This is a genomic window from Desulfovibrio sp. OH1186_COT-070 (assembly GCF_003860215.1).
GTDB lineage: Bacteria > Desulfobacterota > Desulfovibrionia > Desulfovibrionales > Desulfovibrionaceae > Desulfovibrio.
Window position 1 is genome coordinate 1 of the sequence record NZ_RQYH01000056.1, and the last position, 4,665, is coordinate 4,665.

Annotated in this window: 1 protein-coding gene and 3 pseudogenes; 2 read left to right on the forward strand and 2 right to left on the reverse strand. The window is 49.8% G+C overall.

Translation table 11 applies throughout. The annotated features are described in order from the left end of the window. Positions 1 to 5: 5 nt before the first annotated feature. Positions 6 to 1,240, reverse strand: a pseudogene (locus EII23_RS13665) (IS3 family transposase). Positions 1,241 to 1,552: 312 nt separating this feature from the next. Between EII23_RS13665 and EII23_RS11380 the strand changes: the two are divergent. Together EII23_RS11380 and EII23_RS11385 are read left to right on the forward strand one after the other, a co-directional pair. Further along, positions 1,553 to 3,478: a sigma-54-dependent Fis family transcriptional regulator gene (locus EII23_RS11380; RefSeq protein WP_124793476.1), complete on the forward strand. Its 1,926-nt coding sequence runs from the start codon at positions 1,553 to 1,555 to the stop codon at positions 3,476 to 3,478. Positions 3,479 to 3,542: 64 nt separating this feature from the next. Next, positions 3,543 to 4,304, forward strand: a pseudogene (locus EII23_RS11385) (IS5 family transposase). A 249-nt stretch (positions 4,305 to 4,553) separates the two neighbouring features. Here EII23_RS11385 and EII23_RS11395 read toward each other — a convergent pair. Beyond that, positions 4,554 to 4,665 (reverse strand): annotated as a pseudogene (locus EII23_RS11395) (IS5/IS1182 family transposase); the annotation flags it as partial.

A 4,665-nucleotide genomic window follows, 5' to 3' on the forward strand; every position in this document is an offset into this window, starting at 1 on the left:
GTTGATCAAGCCGCGATGTTCACGGCCTCTTTCTGGATGGCCCGCACCGCTGACGGAGTCTTGTAGTCGTGGCGTCCAATGATCCATTCCCGGTTGTATGTATCCTTGAATTCCAAGAGGGCGAGGCGGAGTTCCTCCACAGTGTCGAACCGCCGAATCCAGAGCAGATTCTCCTTCAAGGTCCGAACAAACCGCTCCGCGATGCCGTTGCCTTGGGGCTCTCTGACGAAGGATGGCGAACTCTGAATACCCAGACAGGAAATTTCCTCTTGAAACACCTTGGAAACGTACTGACTGCCGTTGTCATGCCGCAGAGTCAGGCCTCCAGCCACTGCGGGGCCAAAGGCGCCAAAGCTATGGCGCACACCCTGGCGAATCGGTTCCAGGGCTTCGAAACGCGTCCCGTACTTGGCGGCGTGAATGCCGACACACTCCAAAGAACAGTGGTCCACCGCCAGGAAGATCGATGCGTTGCCTTCCCGTACAGTCATCGTCGTGGTCATGTCTGTGCCCCACATCTCATCCACCCGCTCTGTCCTGATCGTCCCGTCATGCGCTTTGGGGCCGTGAGGCCTTCCAGGGTTGCGCACGGCAAGCAGCTTATTCTCCCGCATGAGCCGAAGCGTTCGCTGAGGGGAAGTCCTGATCCCATCAAAGCGCAACTTGGCCCACACTTTACGGTAGCCTTCGCCAGTGAAGGGAGAACGTTGGATGCAGGCGACTATATGGTCGAGCAATTCGTCGTCGCCATGGAATCCGACAGGGCCTCTGCGGCCAGGCGCACTCTCAGCCGAAGCCTTGCGCGCGTAATGCGTCGATCTGGGGATGTCCCAGACCTGGCAGACTCTCACCAGTCCATACTTCTGTCCTGTGGAGGGCGAGGAGGACCGGCTCATTTCCTCGACCTCCGCCACGCCAAAGGGGCTTTTGCCTCCAGGAGCCGAATCTTCTCGCGGAGCAGCTCAATCTCCATGGTCTGCTCGCCAATCTTCTCGTTGAGGCGCTTGTATTCGGCATCCCCGGCCGGAGAGCGCTTCTTGAGATCATCGGCCCCACCGGCCAGAAAGGCGTCCCTCCATTGTGAGAGCTTGGCCGCCGTGACTCCGGGTTCCCGACTGAGCATCTCAATGTCCTCACCGCGCAGAAGCCGAAGGACGGCCTCAGTCTTGTGCTGTGCCCAGAATCGCTTGGGAGCCGCCTCCGTCTCCCCGGTTCCAGTCGGCCTGCGGCCTCCCTCCACCGGGGAGACGGCCGTTATGCACCTGTCGATTTCTTTGCTCATGAATCACCTCATGGGAGTCTTTCTACTCCCCAATTCGGTGTCCAAGAAAACCCTATACCAGAGGATTAGCAAAGTTGATGCCAAACATATTTCCATAAAAAACAAAAAATATCAGTTTATTACAAAAAAGACGTCTCTGCTTGCCATTTAAAAAAAATGTAATAAAATATTACATGTTTTAGGGCAAAAAACTTCATTACGTTAATATTAAAAGCAAAAAACTTGTGCCACAAAACATTACATTGTAACATTTTTTTACAGGAATACTTCATGTTCGGAGCAATCAAACTTTCAAAGCGCATTGAAAAAATCATCCAAAAATCCCATGAGCGTTCACGGCGATACGGGATTGACCCCCATTGTGACGGCGCTCCACCCTCATTGCGACTTTCATCAAATGCACTGAAAGAACGTATCGCCATGCAAAATGACTTCTTTCTTCTGGCAAAAGTCCAAATGGATTCTCTGTTCAGACTACTTCATGGAACAGGCTTCTGTATGCTTTTGGCTGATCGCGAAGGATATATTCTCTATATGGTCTGTGACAAAAACCTTCAGAAACACTTTAATGAGCGTAGATGTCTACCAGGATTTCGATGGACGGAGCACGATGTAGGAACATGTGCGATTGGCTTGGTTTTAGTGGAAAAAATCCCTATCTTTTTACCGGGACACAAAATGTATTCTACTCCAGCACGCAAAATAAGCAATGCCGCAGCTCCCATTTTTTCGCCCTCAGGTGAGCTTATTGGTGTTTTTGCCTTAAGTTGCGACGCCACAATCATGCATATCAACACTATGGGGCTGATGCAGCAAGCGTCGGAAACCATAACGTCCCAGCTCAAAGAGCAGGAACGACTTCGCGAAGTATCAATAAAAAATCAATATCTTTTTTCCCTGATTGAATCCGATACTCGCGCAATTGTGACCATCGATTCAACAGGTCATGTTGTCAAAACAAATCAAAAAGCCCGCAACCTTCTTCATCTCTCTGATAATTGTAGCGGCCACTTGTTTGACGATTGTCTTGGATCCAAAAAATCAGTTGGCGCTACCCTCATAGCAGGACAACCAGCCAAAGCGCGCGAAGCCATAGAAAAATACGTCGGCAACAAACATTATGCATCCATTTCCCCTATTCAAATTGAAACCGGTGAACTTGGAGGATGGCTCATCACCATTATGAAAAAAAAGGAAATCATGCGCATAGCAGTTGAAATGGCGGGAAATACTGCGCGCTTTACATTTGATTCAATTATAGGAACAAGTCAGAAGATGAAAGACGTCCTGCATATGGCGCATATAGCTGCACGAAGTTCAGCTCCATTACTTATCACGGGTGAAACTGGAACAGGAAAGGAGCTTTTCGCCCAAGCCATCCATAACGCGAGCGACAGACGCGACAGACCATTCATTGCAATCAACTGCGGGGCTATTCCAAAAGAACTTCTGGAAAGCGAGCTCTTCGGCTATGAGGAAGGTGCGTTTACAGGTGCTCAAAAAGGGGGAAGAATAGGAAAATTTGAAATGGCAGACACTGGGACTTTATTCTTGGACGAAATTGGAGATATGCCTTTTGATATGCAGGTCAAAATGTTACGCGTGTTGCAAACGAACGAGATACAGCGTGTTGGCGGATTAAGAACAACTTCTGTCAATTTACGAATCATTTCTGCCACGAACAAGAACCTTCAACAACAAATCGCAGATCAATTATTCCGAAGTGACCTTTTTTACCGGATAAGTACGTTAAGTATTACTATTCCATCCCTTCGAAGCCGCCGGGAAGACATTCTTCCCCTAGCCCTTCACTTTATCCGTAGATATGACAATTACAAAAAAACCACAATAGACTCCCTGCCACAACAAACACGGGAAATGCTAAACCGATATGATTGGCCAGGAAACATCCGACAACTAGAAAACGTCATAGAACGTGCCATTTATCTTGCAGAAGGCACTAACCTCAAACCAGAGCATTTTGGCATAACTGATATTTTATCCGTGATCCTTCCTCAGGCACTGCCTGACACTAAAAGTACATTAAAAGAAGTTGAAAAAGCCACTATAGTTAAAGCACTGAAAAATTATTCAGGGAACATAAGCAAGGTTGCGTCCTTTTTGGGAATCAGCAGGCCAACTCTTTACAGAAAACTGCATCTCTACGGCTTGGACAAAAATGCATTTGGGTCATGACTAGATAGTGTCGCCAAACTATGAATACTATGGTAAAACCTCTTCCTGCACGACAGGAGGGGCTATGTGCGCACATCGGCGACACGATATTTGTGACAGAGTTTGGGAAAATATACAGGCGCATCTTCCCGGCAAAAAGGGGAGTGTTGGTCGCCCGGCCGGAGACAACAGGCTGTTTTGTCAACGCGGTATTCTGGATATTACGAACGGGAGCGCCATGGCGCGATCTGCCTCCTGACCTTGGGGACTGGAAAAATACCCATCGCCGGTTTTGCCGTTGGCGTGACCGGGGTGTTTGGGAAAAACTCCTTGAGGTGCTCTTGGTTGAGCCTGACCATGAGTGGTTGATGATTGATGCGAGCCATTGCAAAGTGCATCCCCATGCTGCGGGAGCGGTTGGCGGCAACCAGGCGATGAGTCGCACAAAAGGGGGCTCAATACCAAAATACATCTGGCCGTGGATGCGCATGGTATGCCGCTCAGAGTTGTTGTTACAGAAGGTACCAGAGCTGATTGCAAGGAACCATGTGCATTGATTGACGGTTTGAGCGCGGAGGCGCTTTTGGCTGACCGTGGATATGACAGCAATGAAATTATAGCCAAGGCTGTTGAGTCCGGCTGTCAGCCCGTCATTCCACCCGGAAAAAATCGCAAGGAGCAGCGGGACTATGACAAAGCTCCATACCGTGTACGCCATCTGGTCGAGAACGCCTTTCTTCACCTCAAGAGATGGCGCGGCATCGCTACGCGCTACGCAAAACGAAGTTTTTCCTTCCTTGCCGCCGTGCAAATCAGGTGCATCTCATTGTGGGCAACAATAATTTGACGACACTATCTAGCCCTTGGCAGCGCTCGTCTGCGAACGACTGAACCCATGCCACGCTTGGGCAGGCCCGCTTGATATATTTGAGGGCGTAGCTAATTGCGCGGCTCTCGCTGTTGCGTGGCGCATCATTAGACAGCCACATACGGCTAAGCGCCATGTACTCCCCTGCACTGTCCCCTCCACGACCTTGCCCGCCCGTGCGGGGCACAGGGCATAGTCCCATTGCAACACGCCCTCTAGATAGTGTAGTCACGAGATTGAGGCCCATAAAAAGATGCATCTGATCTGAATAGCGGCCAAGAATGAGGCTGTATTTTTCGCAATCGGGTCGCAATGCCGCGCCATCGCTTCAAATGGAGGA

Coding starts and splice junctions, on each gene's coding strand:
- EII23_RS11380 (WP_124793476.1), top strand. CDS start 1,553: ATGTTCGGAGCAATCAAACTTTCAAAGCGCATTGAAAAAATCATCCAA.